This is a genomic window from Mesorhizobium qingshengii, assembly GCF_027563465.1.
Taxonomy (GTDB): Bacteria; Pseudomonadota; Alphaproteobacteria; order Rhizobiales; family Rhizobiaceae; genus Mesorhizobium; species Mesorhizobium qingshengii_A.
The window spans coordinates 128,605-145,274 of record NZ_JAPFQA010000009.1 but is presented as its reverse complement, the minus strand read 5'-3'; the positions used below and the strand labels follow the sequence as shown (position 1 = coordinate 145,274).

Below are 16,670 nucleotides of genomic sequence, written 5' to 3'. Positions count from 1 at the left end.
CTGCAAGTTGCCAGGAATCAGCCCCTCGCCTTCCTGCCGGCGACCGTCACGCCGGCCCAGTTCTCTATCGGCTTGATGATTTCGGTAAGGTCCGCATCCGCGCCAAGATCGCTCTTTGCCACCGTCAGAAGCTGCCTGACCGCGCCGCCCACGATCATGGGCACGCCGAGCGCGTCGCTCTCCTCGAGGCAGAGACGAATATCCTTCGCCGACAGACCAATCGAGAAGCCGAAATCGAAGCTGCGGGGCAGGACAAATTTCGGAATCTTGGTCATCGTTGCATTGGAGCTTCCGCTGCCCGAATTGACAACTTCGATCAGGACATCGGGATCGAGCCCGGCCTTGGTGGCGAGCACCAGCGCTTCGGAGGCAATGGACAGCGCCGTGACCGACATCAGGTTGTTGATCACTTTGACCATTTGCCCCATGCCCGGCTCGGCGCCGACGTGGATAGGCTTCCCGAGCGTCTCGAGAATTGGTCGCACCGTCTCCATCATCGAAACATCGCAGGCAACCATCATGGCGAGCGTGCCCTTCCCGGCGCCGCCGACGCCACCGCTTACCGGACAGTCGACTGTCGTAATGCCGGCGGCCCTCAAGCCTTCCGCCACCTGCCGCTCGGCGCGCGGGCCGGTGGTCGACAGATCGATGACGATTTTCGCTCCCTTGCCCGAGGCAAGCCCATCGGGGCCGAGCGCCACGGCGTACACAATCTCAGGCGTCGGAAGCGACAAAAGGACCACGTCGGACAGGCCCATGAGCTCCGCCGGCGTCTTGGCCCTTCCCGCTCCCTCTCTTGTCAACGCCGAAACAGCGACGTCGTTGGTGTCGTAAACGCTTACTGTGTACCCGGCCGCCATGAGCCGTTTCACCATCGGCGTTCCCATGCGTCCAATACCGGCAAAACCCAGTCTGAGGTTGGTCATCGTGAACTCCTTTAAAGGTCGAGTGCTGCTCGGGTCCGCGCGCTCAGGGCGCTTCCGCGATCGGATTGAGATCCAGGCGCACGATATCGTCGACCCCCGGCAATGCGGCCGGATAGCGCGTCAGGACGAGCGGGTCATGGCCGGGAATGACATGCTTGGGCGAACTCGCGAGCTTGCGCATCGTGGCATAGCCTTCCAGCATATCGGTCGCGCTCTCCAGCACCGGGAAGGGTCGGTTCTGCTCGAAATTGGCATAGAAGTGCGAAGCGTCTGAGCCGAGCACCACCCAGCCGCGCGCTGTCTTCACCCGGACGACCTGCAATCCCTTCGAGTGGCCACCGACGCGATGCACCGTGAGATTGGGAGCGATCTCACTGACCCCGTCATGGAAGGTTACCCGCCCGGCGAAGAGTTTGGCTACCATGCTGGCCACGTCCTCGTAGGCGAAGGGGTGGCGCAGATAGTCGTGGCACATGCAACGCCCGGTGCAATAGGCCATCTCCACGTCCTGGACGTGGTAGCGGGCATTCGGAAACAGGTCGTGGTTGCCCGCGTGATCGAAATGCATATGCGACAGGATGACGTCCTCGACCTTATCAGGTTCGATCCCGATCATCTTCAGACCCTCGCCGACCGGCCGCAGCAAATGCCGTTGCCGCTTCTGCGCCACCTTGGCGTCAAAGCCGGTGTCGAACACAAAGGTCCGCGTCTTGCCGACGATGGCCCAGACAAAGTAGTCGAGAGGCATCGGGCCATCATGCGGATCGCCGCCGATAAAATTCGCGGCTGCATTGCGGTCGTGGTGACCGTAGCGAACCGCGTAGAGTTCATAAGTATCATCCATGCGTGGCTCCTTTCGCTGCCAAGCCGGTATGGCGCCAAATCACGTCGATCGGGTCCGCTTAGCTGGCAAGCCATCCTCCCTCGACCGGAAGCATGGCTCCCGTCATGTCACGGGCAATCGGCCCGCAGAGAAAAACCAGGAGATCGGAGACGCTCTGCGGTGAGACGAAGCTGCCGCCGGGCTGCTTGCCTTCCAGGAAGAGGCGCTCTGCCGCACCGCGGTCAATGCGTCGATCCGCCATCAATTCTTCCACCCGGCTCTCGGTACCGGGTGTCAGAACCGAACCCGGGCAGAGACTATGGCAGGTGACGTCAACGTCCAGGTTCTCCAACGCCACTGCCCGGGTAAGGCCCAGTATGGCCGATTTCGTCGTCACATAGCCGACTCGGCCTGGTGTGCCGCGCAGACCGTAGACGGAGGTTATGTTGAAGATGCGCCCGAAGTTCTGCGCCCGCATCCGTGGCAGCAACAGCCGGACGGCATGGAAAATGGCCGAAAGGTTCACGGCCAGCGCCAAATCCCATTGCTCGGGTGGAAAATCCATGATCGACGCAAAATGCCGTACGACCGCGTTGTTGATAAGAATATCCACCCCGCCAAGTTCGGCGCTCGCGGCTGCAACAAGCGTCTCGACACCGGCGGGCGTGGACAGATCAGCCCTGTGATAGGCAACCTGCGCGCCTGTCCTTTGGGCCAGTGCTTGACGCTGCGACTCGACCGCGTCGGGCGCTTCGAGCCCATGCAGCATCACGCTGCAGCCGGCCTCGGCAAGCCGAGCGGCGATTGCTTGTCCCAACCCCGCCGTGGAGCCGGTGATCAGCGCGCGGCGTTCGCTCAGGACCTTTGTCGGAACAGGAAGCATCGGCTGTGCTGTTTCCTTCGACACGCTCATACCTTGCCCCGCTGCTTTTGTGAGCATCACCAAGGTCCTCGCCCTGGCCCGATTGTCGGGCTAATGCAGCGACCTCATTCTGTTACCGGTAACAGATTTTAAGTCTAGAGCAGCGACGTCAGCGATGCAACGGGTGATACCGGATATCTGAGGTCAGGTGCTCTCGCGCTGGATCAATTCGAATTTCAGGTCGATCACGCTGCCGCGCAGATGCTCAGCGCCGTCCATGATTCGGCTCAGCAGGATTCGCGCCGTCCGCTCGCCGATGTCATAGCGAGGCAGCCTTAGGGTGCTGACGGATGGGCTGACGTGGCGCAGAAGGTCCACATCGTCGAAGCTTGCCAGAGCAAGCCGGCCGGGGACCGGCCAGCCGCGTTTCTGGCATTCAAAGAGGGCGCCAACCGCCAGCACGTCTCCCGCACAAAACAGGGCGTCGACTTCTGGTACGCTCTGCACCACGCGTGCCACCACTTCCGCCCCGGCGGCGAGGCCTCGCTCGGTCTCCAGCACGATACGAGGGTCGGGATCCAGTCCAAGCTGCTTCAGCGCGGCTTGATAACCTTGCAGCCGGTCTTTCGAGCGGTCGTTATGCACCGAGTAAAGACTGGCGAAAGCAATCTTGCGGTATCCAAGCCGGCCGAGATGCATCGTCATCGCGTAGGATGCATCGTGGTTGGAAAAACTGACCACCATATCCAGTGGTTCTTCCGGTATATTGCCGTTTTCGACGACGGGAATGCCAGATTTCCGGATCTTCTCCGCGGCTTGCGGTGTATGCTCGGTGCTGTGCAGGACCAAGCCACTCACACGCTGACTGAGGAAGATCGTAATCAGTTCTTCCTCTTCGTTGGGGTCATAGCCAGACTCTGCGATCATCAGCTGGAAGCCCGAGCGCTTGAGCACTTCCGAAAGGCCTTTGACCGTTTGCGTATAGATAGAATTGTCGATGCTCGGGACGATAAGGCCGATCGTCGTGGAGCGGCTCGACGAGAGGTTGCCTGCCAGGTGGTTCGGCAGATAGCCGATCTCGCGAACCACACGGAGCACCCTTTCGCGCATCTCCTCGGAGACTTTGCCGGGCTCGTTCAGCACTCGTGAAACGGTCATGGTGGAGACGCCGGCGCGGACCGCCACGTCGCGCATCCTTGCGCTCCCACCGTGCGTGTTTCCGTCTCCAGATGATTTTTTCGGCATTCCTGTCACAGTCCGACGTGGCGGCAGAAATCAAATCATTGCGCGCGCGCACAAACAAGCCTTCACCGCAGAATTTCGAGATTCTATTGTTACCGCTACCAAAAACAGCTATTGCTAACAGGTGCGCGCCTTCAGAATGCCGGGGAGATCGCAATGGACAAAACAGCGAACAGCCGGGCGGACCAGGTGGTGCTGCGCTATGTGGCGGCCGCCCGTCCAGTCCAGCAGCTTATCAGCGATACGCTGACGCAGGTCGCCGGCTTTGCGCTGCTTCTGATGACCTCGCGCAACCGTGCCTCGCTCGCCGAAGGCGCGCTCGCCAGTGCCCGGGAGGCAGCAATGCGAGCATCCGAGGAGGCGCGCGCGCTTGTGGTCCCTGAGATTGCTGCACATCATCATCATCACCTGCGCGCTGCCGCCGCCGCACTCCTCCAAGCCTGCGTCGCGACCTTGGATTGCCTCCGGGTCGACGCCTCCGGGCAAAGCGATGCGCTTGTGCGGACGTTGCGGTCGTCGAGCGATCACCTTCGAACGACGGCACACCTGTTGCCGGGATTTGAACTTGTCGATTTCGGGCAGGCGTGCTGCGCGGCCCACGCACCGCGGCGCCTGCCGCAGGACGTCACTTAGGCCAATGGTACCAGGGAGGACAGTATGGCGGACTACTCGATTTGGGTGCTCGAATACGCGGCGGTGGAGAAGTTCCCCTTCAGCGTCATGATGTATGGGCCCCAGCACCAAGGCACACGCAAGCTGCCTTATGCCTATGTGCTGCTTAAGGGAAAAGGCGAGACGATCCTGATCGACACCGGCTACGACCACGTTGCCTATGGCGAACAATTGGCGACCGCCTATGGTGTCTCGAACTATCACGGGCCGCGCGAGGTTCTGGCCGAGTGCGGCGTCAGCCCGGAAGACGTGACCAGCGTGTTCATTACGCATGCCCATTTCGACCACATGGGTGCCATCCATCTGTTTCCAAACGCAAAATTCTATGTTCAGAAGAGTGAACTGGACAAATGGGTCTGGGCTCTGACCTTGAGCCCGGAATATCGTTTCCTGACTGGCGGCGGCGATCCGGCGGATATCGTTCGCGCCGTCGAGGCAGCGAAGGAAGGGCGGATGATCTGCATCGACGGCGACCAGGCGGATGTCCTGCCGGGCATCGACGTCCATCTGGCGGCAGATACCCACACCTACGGCAGCATGTACGTCACCGTGCGCAACGACGGTGTCACGGAAGGTGAGGACAAGTGGATCTTTGCGGGCGACCTCATCTATACGTACGACAATCTGACTGGCCTTGATCCCGAGGCGCCGCAGATCGTGCCGATCGGCCTGGCGGTCGGAAGCCAGCACAATTTGATATTCTCCAGCGCGCAAATGCTGAAGTCGGTGGGTGGCGAGGTGCGGCGGGTGATTCCTGTCCACGAGGATCGGCTGCGCACCACATTTCCTTCACGGCTCACCGACAAGGGTTTGCAGGTGGTGGAGATCGCGCTTGCAAAGGGCGAGAAAAGCAGGGTCGACTGAGCCTGAGCGGGGGCCGCTCAGGCCCCCGCGCAACCGGTGCCAGATCTCAAACGAAGCCGCGCTGCCAGGCCCCAGACCACGTATGGGCCTGAAGTCCGGCAGTTGCATAGCCTCGAACTGGATCCTTGCTTGCCATATTCAAAGTTGGTCCGCGCCAGCGACGAAGCCGCCACCATCGATCACGATGGCCTGGCCGGTGATGAATGAGGCCGCGTCCGAGGCGAGGAACAGCACAAGCTGTGCGATCTCCGACGGATCGCTGATACGTCCCATGGGAATCATCGGCAAGACGGTGTCTTTCGCGCCCTGCTCGCTGCCGAACATGCCGCTCAACAGCGGAGTCATCACCGAGCCGGGCGCGATGGCGTTGACACGGATGTTCTTGCGAGCCACTTCCAGCGCTACCGAATTGGTCAGCCCGATCACGCCCCACTTGCTTGCGCAGTAGACGGCGGTGGTGGCGAAACCCATGACACCGAACAGCGAAGACGTGTTGACGATTGCGCCGCCACCCTTTGCAATCATATGCGGGATCTGATGCCTTAGCCCATTGAAAATCCCACGCAAATTGACGTCCATCAGCAGATCGTAGTCCGCGTCGTCGAGTTCGTGCACGGGCGCCGTCTTGCCTGGCACGCCCGCATTGTTGAAGGCGACATCGATCCTGCCAAAGCGATCGAAGGCCTTCTGGTGCAACACGGCCATCGCTTTGCTGTCGCGTACATCGGTTTCCAGGAACTCGATCTCGACGCCCAGCGGCCTCACCTCTTTTTTGAGGCTCTCTCCGAGTTCGGCGCCAATGCCCGAAACATAGAGATTTGCGCCCGCCCCGGCGAAGGCCAGCGCGGTGGCGCGGCCAATGCCGGTGGTTGCGCCGATCAAGATGACGTTCTTGCCGGAGAAATCGTACTTCACTTGCATGGTTGGTCCTCCTGTAGCCACGACCGCAAGATATTCGCGGCAAAATTCATCTGCGCCCTCGCCATCCATAGCCTTGACGTGATACCGCTAACAAGCAAAAATAAGGAAAGATGCAAAGAAGGTGACAGCGGTTGTTCGTTCTGGGCGAAAGGTGGGTTTTCGAGCGATTTCAGGCCATCTGGCTGCCGAACTTCCGAATGCGAACGTGATACCGCTATCAAACACGTGAGGTCCAGACCCTGAGCAAAACCGCAGAACCTGATCCGCCGGCGCTGCTCGACCTCTGGATAGACTACCCGTACGAGGCTCTTTGGCCGCTGGGCGGGTCTTTAGGATGCGAGGACAAACGAATTCACTGAACCTCGTACAAGGAAGGCGCCGGCTCCGTCGTGGGGACGGCCTGAAACGAAAGGGAGGAGTTTCCAAATGTACAAACTGCTGCTTGCCGCCTTGACGGCCAGCGCCATGATGGTTGCGACCGTCGCCGAGGCGAAAACGCTTGGCGTCGTTGCACTTCTGGCCAACGATGCTCTCAATATAGCCGTTATTGGCGGTGCGACCGAGGCCGCCAAGGCTGCCGGCTGGGATGTCAAGGTGACTGATACCCAGGCCAGCGCCGACCAGGCCAACGCGGCAATGAATTCTTTCGCCGCACAACACGTCGACGCGATCTTCGTGCTTGCCTTCGCCAGCAGTTCCATTGGCTCTGGTCTCGCCGCAGCGCGCGACGCAGGCATTCCCGTCGCAACGTGGGGCGGCGAAATCGTTCCCGGCATCGTGGTGACGACCAGCGGCCGCCAGGTCGGCGACGACTCGGTGAAGTTCTTGACCGATAAAATTGGCGAGAAGGCCAACGTCCTGGCGATGACCTTCCACCCGGGAAAGCTCTGCATCGATCGTGGTATTGCGTTCGACGAGGGCGTGAAGGGCAAGTCCGACGTCAAGGTCGACTACAGCGAAGTGACTGCGCCGGGACAGGTCCAGTTTGGAAACGCAACCGCCGCGGCCTGGCTCACCGCACATCCCGCCGGCGGGGATAAGCCACTGGCCATCTGGGCCTGCTGGGACGAGCCGATGCAGGGGGCGGTGGCTGCCATGCGCCAGGCCGGCCGCACCGACGTCACCACCGTCTCGATCAACGGCAGCCCGCAAGCGCTGCAACTGGTCAAGGAAGGAGACCTGACGGCGACCGTCTGGCAGCCGGCCTTCCAGGAGGGCAAGGAAGTGTTCCAGGCGGTCCTCGATTCGATCAAGGCCGGCGCGTCCTGGCAGCCGAAGGACATCCAGATCCCCGGGATCGTCGTCACCAAGGACAACGTCGACAAATTCATGGCCGAACATCCCAATGGAATGTGAGACCAGTTTGAAGCACCTGGCGGGTTGGCACTGCTAGATGCCGTCCGCCGCATCAGTCGGGCCCTGGATGCGCATCCGCGGCCTGACCAAATCCTTCGCTGGAGAACTCGCTCTCGACCACGCCGATCTCGACATCGAGCGCGGCAAGGTGCATGGCCTGGTCGGCGCCAACGGCGCCGGCAAGTCCACGCTGATACGCTGTCTCGCCGGGGTAACGGTGGCTGACGAGGGCAGCGTGACGATTGCCGGCGAAGATCTGCAAAAGGGGTCGCCGCGGGCTTCGGAACAGGCCGGCCTTGCCTTCATCCATCAGGAACTGAACCTGATCCCGCATTTCAACGCGCTGCAGAACATATTGCTGGGCGCACCCAAGGTCACTCGTTTCGGCATGATCGACTGGCGGCGCTCCGGCGTCGCCGCCCGCGCCGCCGCCGAACGTGTCGGCATTCGCTTTCCACTCGAGACGAAGGTCTCCGAACTCTCGGTGGCCCAGCGCTGGCTCGTCATGATCAGCAAGGCTCTCGTGCGCGACGCCAGCATGATCGCGATGGATGAGCCCACGGCGTCGCTCTCTGGTCCGGAGAGCGAGCAACTCTTCGCCATCATCCGCGATCTCTCCACCCAGGGCGTTGCCATCCTCTATGTCTCTCACCGGCTGGAAGAGGTGCTTCAGCTCTGCGACAGGATCACGGTGTTGCGCGACGGGCGGATCGTCGATGCCGCGGAGCGCGGAGCGCTCAACAAGAAGGGCCTGGTCAGAGCCATCATCGGCCATGACATGCGCCCACCGGATGAGCGCGACCGCTTCGCGACCGACCGTAGCCAGCAGCCGATCTTCTCTGTCCGCGACATTGCCTGGAAGAGCGCCGTGAAGGGCGTGAGCTTCGATCTCTACCAGGGTGAAGTCCTTGCGCTCGGCGGCCTTGTCGGGGCCGGACGGACCGAACTTGCCCATCTCATGGCCGGTGTGACCCGGCCGGATGCCGGTCATTTCGAGCTCGACGGCAAACGGCTCGATATCGCCAACGAGGCTCAGGCGGTTCGCGCCGGTATAGCGCTGGTTCCGGAGGAACGCCGCTCCCAGGGGGTGATGCTGCAGCAGTCGGTAGCCTTCAACATCAACATATCCACCTTGAAGAAGCTGCGCGCCATTCCAGGTCTCCCGTTTGTCTCCGACAAGAAGGCCCGCCGGCAGGCGGAGGGACTCGTGGCTCGGTTGGGGATCAAAACACCCAGCGTCGAGGCGAAGATCGGCGGCCTTTCAGGCGGCAACCAGCAAAAGGCGCTGATCGGCCGCTGGCTAAATGCCGGAACCAAGCTCCTCATTCTCGACGAGCCGTCGCGAGGGGTCGATGTGGGCGCGCGTGAAGAGATACACGATGCAATCCGCGCACTCGCCCGGTCAGGCGTCGGCATCCTTGCGATCTCATCGGACGTCGAGGAACTCACGCTTCTCGCCGACCGCGTCCTTGTCATGCGCGAAGGCCGCATTACCGGCGAGTTGACTGGCGCCGATATCACCGAGGCCCGGATCATCGAACTCAGCTACCATGATAGCAATGACGAAGAAGGAGACATCGCATGATGGCCCAGGCCGGAACCGCGGCGAAGGACGCGGCATCGCTCCGAAAGTCCTCGTGGAAGCGGACCGCGTTGATCTGGCTCTCTCGCTACGGCACGATCGTCGGGCTCCTGCTGATGGTGGTTTTTTTCTCGGCGAACGCACCTGGAATCTTCCTTTCCCGCGCCAACTTCCTCAATATCCTTAGCCAGGCGTCCCTGACCGCGATCATTGCCTCCGGGCTGACCTATACGCTCGTCGTGGGCGAGTTCGACCTGAGCATCGGCTATGTGGCGAGCTTCGTCGGCCTGATCGTTACCGGCCTGATGGCTTACCAGGGTTTTCCGATCTGGCTCAGCATTGTCTGCGCACTGCTCCTCGGGGCCGCGATCGGCGCCTTCAACGGCGTGCTCGTGACGAAGGTGAGGATCAATGCCGTGATCTCTACGTTGGGCGTCGGAACAATGCTGACGGGAATAGGGTTCACCTACAGTTCCTTCCCGATCGCGACCGGAATTCCTCGTGCCTTCACCGATATTGCCCTCGGCCGCCTCGTCTTCGGCCTTCCCAATCCGGTAATCATCATGGTGATCGTGCTGATTGCGCTTTGGGTCATCCTGAACAAGACCGATATCGGCCAGAAGATGCAGGCCGTCGGCGGCAATCTGGAGGCAGCGAGGCTCTCCGGCATCCGGGTGGACCGCATCAAGATCTTTTCCTTTGCCACTGCCGGCTTCTGCGCCGCATTGACCGGAACGCTGCTGTCCTCGCTGCTCGGCAGCGGAACATTGGCGGCGGCCGACGGCTATCTCCTTGATGCCTTCGCCGCCGTTTTCCTGGGCTCCGCCACGTTAAGGGAAGGCGAATTCCATATCTCCGGGACTTTGATCGGCGTGCTCATCCTGGCAGTGGGATTCAACGGGCTCAGTATCTTCGGCGCGCCCACCCATTTCCAGCCAATCTTCAAGGGTGGGATACTCGTGCTCGCGGTCGGGATGTCCGCGCTCGCGCGGCGCTATGCCGCTTCGGCCTGACCGAAAGCCCGGCGCCGCGACGTTTCAGACTGCGCCCGGATTCTAGCCGAGATATTTGTTGAGTATCGACATACCGCCGGAACGGACGATTTCCGGCGTCATTTCCTCGACGATCTCGCCATGCGCCATGACATAGAGCCGGTCGCAGACCCGGGTCGCCACATCGATGCGCTGTTCGACGAGCAGCAGCGATGCGCCGCGCTTGCGCAATTCCAGCATCGCTTTGACCACGATGTCGACGGCGACAGGCGAAAGCGCGACGGAGGGTTCGTCGAGCAGCATAATCTCGGGATCGCTCATCAGCATGCGGCCGATGGCAACCATCTGCTGCTCTCCCCCGCTGAGGAATGACGACAGCCGATGACGATAATTCCTGAGCACCGGGAAAAGATCGTAGACCGAGGTCAGCAGCCTCTCGACTCTGGTCCGGTCATGCCGCAAGTGCAGCGCGCCCAGCAGCAGATTGTCTTCCACCGACTGGTCGAGAAACAGGCGCCGTCCCTCCGGCGCAATGGCGGCGAGGCCGCGCGCTATGCGATGGGTTGGCAGATCCGACACGTCGGTGTCGCCGATGCGGATCAGGCCGCGCCGCTGTTTGACCAGGCCCATGATCGCGCGCAGCACCGTGGTCTTGCCAGCGCCGTTAGGGCCAAGCAATGCGACCGCCTCACCCTTGCCAACCGAGAGCCCGATGTCGCGCACGACGTCGAAGCGGCCGTAGCCTGCACTCAGCGAGCTGATCTCCAGTACGGGGGACGATTGTTCGTTCATTCGCCGAGATAAACCTGTCTGACCACGGGATCGGCACGCACCTCGTCGGCCGAACCGGTTAGGATCACTTCGCCGGCGTTGAGCACGGTGACGCGATCGCACAGCGGAAAAAGAAAGCGCGTCTGATGCTCGATGATGATCATCGTGACGCCCTGGGTCTTGAGATTGGCGAGGATCGTTGCCAGATGCCTCACCTCCTTCGCGGAGAGGCCGGTTGCCGGTTCATCGAGAACGATGACATCCGGCCCCGCCACACAGACCGACGCGAGTTGGGTGAGTTGTTCGATGCCATGCGGAACGTCCCCGACCTGCCGGGACGTCCATTCGCCCGCCCCGACAAGGGCAAGTGTTTCGGCAGAGCGACGATGCATCGCCGCCAGATCGCGGCGCCCGGACGCAAGCATCGGCCAGAGCGCGGCACGGCTCACAATGCGCGGCACCCGATCGAACAGGCCGACCATCACGTTCTGCGTCAGTGTCAATTCCTTGACCAGTTGCGCGGCCTGGAAGGTCCGCCGAAGCCCGAGTTTCGAGCGGCTGCTCGCAGGCATGCCGTCGGCACGTGTCCCTTTGACCAGAACCTGGCCGGCATGAGGGGTTAGACGGCCTGAAATGACGTTGGCGAGCGTGCTCTTTCCGGAGCCGTTCGGACCTATGAGGCCGTGGATGTGGCCGCGCTGAACCGCGAGATCGACATTGCGCAGTACCTTCGGTCCGAGCCCGTAGCCGAATTCGATGCCGCGACATTCGACGATGATCTCCGACCCGGTGGCTAAAGCCGAGGGAGCAGGAAGCGTTGCCGCGGCGGTCGCCACATCAACAGCGACGATGTCGGTTTTCGGATCCAGACTTCCAACCAGCGGCGCCAGGACACGCTTGGCGATACCGACGACGCCATTCGGCAAAAGAGTAATGGCGAGGATGGAGAGTGCGCCGTAGACGATCTCCTGCAGCCATGGATTGATGTTGACGACGTTGGGGAACATCGAGACGAACATCGCGCCAATCACGGGACCGATGGTGGTGTTGATGCCGCCGATAAGCACCATCACCAGCACGTTGAGCGACACCGACCAGTCGAACTGGCCCGGAGATACGACGCCAAGGAAAGAAAACAGCCAGCCCGCTCCTCCTGCCATCGCGGCCGAGACGCCGAAGACACCGATCTTGATCGCGGCTGTCCGCACGCCTGCGGCCTCTGCAAACGGCTCGGCATCGCGGATTGAAAGGAGGATCGGATAGAACGGCGAATGCCTGACGTTCCAGACCAGCGTGAGACTGAGGAAAAGCCCGGCCATGGTGCACCAGACCAGCGGCGTGCCGAGCCATTGCAAGCCGCCCGGAAAATCTGGAAAGGCCGGGCCAAGCCAGCCCTGGAGGCCGCCTGTGACATCGACCATATCGGTCGCGAGGACGGTCAGCACCAGCGTGAAGATGAAGGTGGTGATGGCGAAGTAAAGGCCGCTGACGCGCAAGGACATGGCGCCCACCGCCACGCCGACGAGGCCGGTCGCGACGAGGACGAAGACAAGCAGCCCGAAGACATTCCAGCCATAGTCATTGGCAAGGATTGTCGTCATATAGGCGCCGATCCCGAAAAAGCCGCCTTGGCCAAGGGAATACAGCCCCAGCATGCCGGCGACGAGGTCGAGGCTGATGGCGAGGATGCCGAAGACGGCGGCCACCAGCACGAGGTTCTGAAGGCCGAGATCAGATTGTGCCACATAGCCCGTCGCCGCCAGGTAGGCGAGAACGACGACAAGAAACATCACGGCGCGCCAGCCGCCGGCTCGCGACGCCGGGATGGCGGCCGATGCCTGGTGATCGGTCGTGGACTTCATCCCCAGACCTCAGCGGCTCGCCGCGGCCGGGCGGCGCGGGCGGAAAAGAGGATTGCTGGCGCTGAACAATCCCTTGGGCGAGACGATCAGGATGACGACGAGCACGATGAAGGGAAACCAGTCCGAAGCCTGCGAGTTGATGAGCCCGTTTGCGCCTTCGGCACAGACGCCCAACACCAAACCGCCGAACATGGCAGCGATCGGCCGTTCCGTGCCGCCGCCAATCATCATGGCGATGAAGCCGTAGGTGCCGAACGTATCGCCCAGATAGGGGTTGGCAAAGGTCGTCGGTCCGATAAGCAATCCGGCAATGCCGGCAAAGGCGGCCGAGACCGCGAAAGCGACGATGGCGACCACGGTGGTGTTGGCGCCGATGGCCGACGCCATTTCGGGATCGGCCGCCGTCGCCATGCCGAGCTTGCCGAACAGCGTATGCCGCCGCACGATTTCGAAGCCAGCCGCAAGAATGGTGGCAGCGACGATCGAGAGAAGCTGCTGGCCTGTGAGTACGGCACTGCCGATCGGCACGCTGATATTGTTCAGGATTGGCGGGAAGGCCTGCGAAGTCGGGCCCCATATGTAGGCGGCCGCGTTCTCGACGATCACCGCGAAACCCAGCGTTGATACCAGCCAACCGAAACTGGAACGGTTTGACAGCAGAATTGGCCGCACGGCGATAAGGTAGGACAGAATGCCGATCACGCATGATGAGACCAGGCCGGCAGCCGCGGCCAGACAGACAGGATAGCCGGACGATACCAGCTCGGCGGTGATCATCACCGTCACCATCATCAGCTGTCCTTGAGCGAAATTGATGATGCGGGTGACATAGAACGAAATAGCCAATGCCATACCGATGAGACCGTATATCGATCCTATGGCAATGCCACTCAGCAAGAACTGCAGCACTGTTGGCTTCCCCCATCATCCGGCCGTCGCCGGGTATTTTTGCCGCTTCAACGGTTCCCCGGAAATCGCGTCCGTCGGGTCGACGCTAGCATGTTTCGCAGGAACTGTTGGGCCGGGCTTTCCTGTCGCAACATCCGGATTTGGCACGTTGCGCCGATACCGAACACCTAGTCGAAAAAGCCCGTGGGGAAATAGCTTGTGCGGGTGACATAACAGCTATGAGGAACGCGACGAACGGCGCCCTGGCCTGCCCCGTGGCGCCGGCCACAGGCCCATCGGCACCGCGAGGCGGGCTCTCCAAAGCCCCATCGAATTGGAATAAAAATCCATTTTATATCAATAGTTTAGTGAACAGGAAAGAGATGTCGTGGCGGAACCTCCGAGGTTGCGATGGCGTCTGCAAATCCGCTTCGTGGCCGCATTTGAGGGAGCTGTTGGGCATGCCCTCGGGGGGCTGACCTCGCGTTGACAAGAAGGGGGTCGTGGGTGGCAAATTCAAAGCGAAGACACGCGCGTCCCGGTGAAGCGCAGGGCTAAAAAGCAGCGATCGGATTGTCGAAGATAAGCCCCCGATCGCAGGGAGGGAACGAATATGAGAAAGCTCGCGACGACGTCCACCTTGCTGTTGGCCGCAACGGCCTTGTGCGGTGCGACCATCCAGACGAATGCTGCCGACGACTATCTTATCGGTCTGATTGCCGGCACAACTGGCGCCTATGGATCGACAGGTATTGCCACCGTCAACGGCTCGCAGATGGCGGTCGATGAGATCAACGCCGCTGGAGGCGTCGACGGCCACATGCTCAAGCTCGACGCGCATAACGACAACGCGTCGGCGACACTGTCCGGCCAGCTCTACCAAAAGCTGATGTCGGCCGGCGCCATCGTCATCGCGGGTTCGCCCGATACGGGTCCGGTGACCGCGCAGCTTGCCGAGCGCCACAGGTTCCCGACCATCGGCGTCGTCGACGACGGCGGCCTTACCGTCAACCCGAACGGACCGACGAGCCCGCCCAATCCGTGGGTGTTCGACTTCGGGCTCAACACCTTTGCCTGGGGAGAGAAGATCGGCGAGCATGCCCTGAAACATTGCCCCGACGGGCTTGCCGTGCTGCACGATCCCTCGACCTACGGACAGGGCGGACTTTTCGGCATACAATTGGCCTATGACAAGGCTGGCAAGAAGATCGCGATGGATCACACCATCACCGAGAACTGGTCGACAGGCGCCACCGCCGGCCTGATGCCCGAAGTCAACGCCATCAAGGCGGCAGGCATCAAATGCGTGGATGTGTGGCTGACGCCGCAGGACCAGGCCGCCTTCATGCAGGACCTTCATTCGATAGGCTATGAAGCGATCGTGTACGGCAATGACGAGACGAACGCCGACGACACCTTTTCAAGCCTGGCGGGCGACCTGTCCGACGGCATGATCACGGCCATGCTGACCACCGAGCTTCATCCCAGCCCGGAACTTCTGGCTTTCCGCGACGCCTACAAGAAGAAATTCAGTGTCGATGCCACACCCTTCTCGGCAGGCGCCTATGACAGCATCAAAATGCTGGCGCAGGTGATCAAGGACGTGAAGTCAACGAAGCCGGAAGACTTGCAGAAAGGCTTCAACGCCGTGAAGGACTTCAAGGGCATGACGGGCAACATCGGCTTCTCGGAGACAAGCCACATCACCATCACCGCGGCCCAGGTTACTCTCGTCAAGCACGACGCCAAGAGCAAGACCTGGGTCGAAGTCACCGACTGATCGTTCTGTCGCCCCTCCCAAGCGCGTACAGAAAAGGGCCGGCCCCATTGGAGCCGGCCCTCGGCATTTTCAGCAATCGCCGCCGCTCTAGAGTTCGACCCGCCAGGTCTCCGGGACAAGTCGGAAGCCGTCACCAGCTTTCACGACATGGGCAAAACCCGGCAGGTGCAGGTGGCCGCCGGTGACGAGCAGACGTTCACTTGCGACATGGTTGAAAATCTTGCGACGGTTGGCAGCCGCAAGCGTCTCGTCGACATCGAATTCGCTGGTGATCTGCGGCCGAGGAATCTGGAGCTCCGGAACATGCACTGTGTCGCCCCACATCACCAGTGTCTCGCCGGCAGAATCGAGCTGATAGCCGCTGTGGCCTGGCGTATGGCCGGGAAGCGGCAACTGGGTGATGCCCGGCATGACTTCGCCTCCCTCCGTGGGGCGGAAGCGGCCGTGGTGGCTTGAAAGCAGGGCGTCGGCGGAACCCGTGTAGGGTACCGCAGCCGCCGAGCGGCCGCGCCGTTCGGGATCGGACCAGAAGTCGAAGTCATCCTTGTGGATGATGATATCGGCGCGCGGGAAGAGTGGCTTGCCGGATTCGTCCATCAGTCCACTCGAATGATCAGGGTGGATATGTGTCAGGAGAACAGTGTCGAAGTCCGAGGGATCGAAGCCCGCAGCGGACAAGTTGCGCGGCAGTTGCCCCATCGAATACACCGTCGTCGACCCGCCGCCGGCGTCGACGAGTATCGTGTTGCCGCCGGTCTCGATGACAAATGCATTGACCGTGAGACGGGGCCCGCCCTCGTGGAAGTGCTCCCGCATCAATCCTTCCATGTCACCGCGCTCGGTCCCGCGCAGAATGGCCAGCGGGATATCGAGAAAGCCATCGTTGATCACAGTCACCATCGCGTCGCCCACTCTTCGTCGGTAGACGCCAGGACTCTGCTTTCTTGGCTCTTCGGTCATGGTTCTCCTCCTCCAGCAGGCGACGTGCGCACGCGGGTCCTCCTCGCGCTTCGCCATAATGTGACGCTCAGATATGGCCAAGTGAAGCGAACTCACTGTTCGCGTTCGGGATAACAGATATATCGCTTCCGGCATGAAGGGCGACCGATGACCAGGAGACGATTGGCCG

The 16,670-nt window shown here is 61.5% G+C and carries 15 protein-coding genes; 6 read left to right on the top strand and 9 right to left on the bottom strand.

Going from position 1 to position 16,670, the window contains the following annotated elements; translation table 11 throughout:
- Positions 1–17: 17 nt before the first annotated feature.
- From OOJ09_RS20395 to OOJ09_RS20380, 4 genes are all read right to left on the bottom strand, one after another.
- On the bottom strand, positions 18–992 hold the full coding sequence (locus OOJ09_RS20395; protein ID WP_269906957.1) for an NAD(P)-dependent oxidoreductase: 975 nt from the start codon (positions 990–992) through the stop codon (positions 18–20).
- Positions 970–1,770: an N-acyl homoserine lactonase family protein gene (locus OOJ09_RS20390; protein ID WP_269906913.1), complete on the bottom strand. Its 801-nt coding sequence runs from the start codon at positions 1,768–1,770 to the stop codon at positions 970–972. The genes OOJ09_RS20395 and OOJ09_RS20390 overlap by 23 nt, the downstream gene beginning before the upstream one ends.
- A 58-nt stretch (positions 1,771–1,828) precedes the next feature.
- Positions 1,829–2,689 carry an SDR family NAD(P)-dependent oxidoreductase gene (locus OOJ09_RS20385; protein ID WP_269906912.1) on the bottom strand — a complete coding sequence of 287 codons (861 nt, stop codon included), beginning with the start codon at positions 2,687–2,689 and terminating at the stop codon, positions 1,829–1,831.
- 126 nt (positions 2,690–2,815) lie between these two features.
- Positions 2,816–3,805: a LacI family DNA-binding transcriptional regulator gene (locus OOJ09_RS20380; RefSeq protein WP_269906911.1), complete on the bottom strand. Its 990-nt coding sequence runs from the start codon at positions 3,803–3,805 to the stop codon at positions 2,816–2,818.
- A gap of 204 nt (positions 3,806–4,009) precedes the next feature.
- On the opposite strand from OOJ09_RS20380, the gene OOJ09_RS20375 reads away from it, so the two are divergent.
- Entirely contained in the window at positions 4,010–4,486 is a 477-nt protein-coding gene (locus tag OOJ09_RS20375; protein ID WP_269906910.1) for a hypothetical protein, read from the top strand.
- A 24-nt stretch (positions 4,487–4,510) separates the two neighbouring features.
- A complete protein-coding gene (locus OOJ09_RS20370; protein ID WP_269906909.1) occupies positions 4,511–5,389 on the top strand; it encodes an N-acyl homoserine lactonase family protein in 879 nt (292 codons plus the stop codon).
- Between the two features lie 138 nt (positions 5,390–5,527).
- Here the strand turns inward: OOJ09_RS20370 and OOJ09_RS20365 are convergent, their stop codons facing one another.
- Positions 5,528–6,310, bottom strand: a complete 783-nt coding sequence (locus OOJ09_RS20365; RefSeq protein ID WP_269906908.1) for an SDR family NAD(P)-dependent oxidoreductase — start codon at positions 6,308–6,310, stop codon at positions 5,528–5,530.
- 426 nt (positions 6,311–6,736) lie between these two features.
- Here OOJ09_RS20365 and OOJ09_RS20360 point away from each other — a divergent pair, with 426 nt between their 5' ends.
- From OOJ09_RS20360 to OOJ09_RS20350, 3 genes are read left to right on the top strand one after another with little or no spacing between them, the layout of a single operon-like run.
- Positions 6,737–7,666, top strand: a complete 930-nt coding sequence (locus OOJ09_RS20360; protein ID WP_269906907.1) for a sugar ABC transporter substrate-binding protein — start codon at positions 6,737–6,739, stop codon at positions 7,664–7,666.
- A 37-nt stretch (positions 7,667–7,703) separates the two neighbouring features.
- A complete protein-coding gene (locus tag OOJ09_RS20355; RefSeq protein ID WP_269906906.1) occupies positions 7,704–9,251 on the top strand; it encodes a sugar ABC transporter ATP-binding protein in 1,548 nt (515 codons plus the stop codon).
- Complete coding sequence (locus OOJ09_RS20350) at positions 9,248–10,261, top strand: ABC transporter permease (RefSeq protein WP_269906905.1); 1,014 nt, start codon at positions 9,248–9,250, stop codon at positions 10,259–10,261. Before OOJ09_RS20355 ends, OOJ09_RS20350 begins: the two co-directional genes overlap by 4 nt.
- Positions 10,262–10,303: 42 nt before the next feature.
- On the opposite strand, the gene OOJ09_RS20345 is transcribed toward OOJ09_RS20350, so the two are convergent.
- The 3 genes from OOJ09_RS20345 to OOJ09_RS20335 are packed head-to-tail and all read right to left on the bottom strand — an operon-like array spanning position 10,304 to position 13,782.
- Complete coding sequence (locus OOJ09_RS20345) at positions 10,304–11,032, bottom strand: ABC transporter ATP-binding protein (protein ID WP_269906904.1); 729 nt, start codon at positions 11,030–11,032, stop codon at positions 10,304–10,306.
- A complete protein-coding gene (locus OOJ09_RS20340) occupies positions 11,029–12,873 on the bottom strand; it encodes a branched-chain amino acid ABC transporter ATP-binding protein/permease (RefSeq protein ID WP_269906903.1) in 1,845 nt (614 codons plus the stop codon). The genes OOJ09_RS20345 and OOJ09_RS20340 overlap by 4 nt, the downstream gene beginning before the upstream one ends.
- Positions 12,874–12,882: 9 nt before the next feature.
- Complete coding sequence (locus OOJ09_RS20335) at positions 12,883–13,782, bottom strand: branched-chain amino acid ABC transporter permease (RefSeq protein ID WP_269906902.1); 900 nt, start codon at positions 13,780–13,782, stop codon at positions 12,883–12,885.
- A 592-nt stretch (positions 13,783–14,374) separates the two neighbouring features.
- On the opposite strand from OOJ09_RS20335, the gene OOJ09_RS20330 reads away from it, so the two are divergent.
- A complete protein-coding gene (locus OOJ09_RS20330) occupies positions 14,375–15,541 on the top strand; it encodes an ABC transporter substrate-binding protein (protein WP_269906901.1) in 1,167 nt (388 codons plus the stop codon).
- Positions 15,542–15,628: 87 nt separating this feature from the next.
- On the opposite strand, the gene OOJ09_RS20325 is transcribed toward OOJ09_RS20330, so the two are convergent.
- Positions 15,629–16,501, bottom strand: coding sequence for an MBL fold metallo-hydrolase (locus OOJ09_RS20325; RefSeq protein ID WP_269906900.1), 873 nt, complete (start codon positions 16,499–16,501; stop codon positions 15,629–15,631).
- Positions 16,502–16,670 lie beyond the last annotated feature (169 nt).